Source organism: Pseudacidovorax sp. DMC4, assembly GCF_056314265.1.
Map to the genome: position 1 here is coordinate 1 of NZ_JBQUYR010000039.1, position 778 is coordinate 778.

Annotated in this window: 2 protein-coding genes; both read left to right on the forward strand. The window is 64.9% G+C overall.

The features are described from left to right. A partial coding sequence (locus ACT54X_RS28765) for a transposase (protein WP_476350050.1) occupies positions 1–264 on the forward strand: 264 nt, incomplete at its 5' end. Further along, on the forward strand, positions 210–778 hold a 569-nt coding region (locus ACT54X_RS28770), incomplete at its 3' end, for an IS3 family transposase (protein ID WP_476350052.1). The genes ACT54X_RS28765 and ACT54X_RS28770, both read left to right, overlap by 55 nt.

Here is a 778-nt window from a genome sequence, read left to right on the forward strand (position 1 = left end):
CGCAAGTACAAGCTCTCGGCGGCGCTGATCCAGACATGGCTGACACGCTTCGACGACGGACGCTTGGAAGGGCAGGCGCCCGATCCCATCATGGTGGCCGAGTACGAAGCCAAGATTGCGGCGCTCGAGCGCAAGATCGGCCAGCTCACCATGGAGGTGGACCTGCTGAAAAAAACTCCACGCCTGCGCCTCGTGAGCGACAACGCCAACTGCTCGATCATCAGCGGCCCGCCGGCTGCTCCGTACGACGGGGATGCCAAGTGATCGAGCTGCCGCGCAGCACCTACTACTACCGCGCCAGCGCCAACGCTGATGCGCTCAGCGATGAGAGCCTTGTCGAGCTGATTGGGCAAGTGCGTGAGGCGTGGCCCAGCTATGGCTATCGACGCATCACGCATGAGCTCAGGCGGCGCGGCCACTGCGTCAACCACAAGCGGGTGGCGCGCTTGATGCGCACGCATGGACTGGGCGTGCAGCCAAAGCGCCGCTTCGTGCGCACGACCGACAGCCAGCACGCCAATGCCGTCTCGCCCAACCTGTACGGCAATGTCGTGCCGCCCAGGCCTGACATGGTCTGGGTGGCCGACATGACCTACATCCGCATCGGTGAGCAGTTCTGCTTTCTGGCGGCGATCCTGGACGCGTGCAGTCGAAAGGTGGTGGGCTACGCGATCTCGCGCGAGATCGACACGAGCTTGGCACTGGCGGCGCTGGCCGCAGCAGTCCAGTTGCGACGACCACCTGCGGGCTGCATTCATCACAGCGACCGCGGTGCGCC